Here is a 277-nt window from a genome sequence, read left to right as displayed (position 1 = left end):
CGATTCAATGAATTATCACCATTTTTACGATATTCAATTTGCATTTGATAAAGGTAGCATTAAGCCGTTAGATAACCAAGGTGGAAACGACAATCAAGGCGGAAACAACAACCAAGGTGGAAATAACAACCAAGGCGGAAACAACAACCAAGGTGGAAACGACAATCAAGGTGGAAACAATAACCAAGATAATAACACAACAATTGATCCAAAAGCTCTTAAAGATGGTGAATACAGCATTGGCTTTAAAGTGTTAAAAGATCAAACAGATGAAATC

At 36.1% G+C, this 277-nt stretch carries 1 pseudogene; it reads left to right on the top strand.

The window, feature by feature from the left end:
• Positions 1 to 277, top strand: a pseudogene (locus MR160_RS34315) (NEAT domain-containing protein); the annotation flags it as partial.

This window comes from Bacillus cereus group sp. BfR-BA-01382 (assembly GCF_022663475.1).
GTDB lineage: Bacteria > Bacillota > Bacilli > Bacillales > Bacillaceae_G > Bacillus_A > Bacillus_A thuringiensis_S.
The sequence above is the reverse complement of the archived record's forward strand: the minus strand, read 5'-3'. Positions and strand labels throughout refer to the sequence as shown.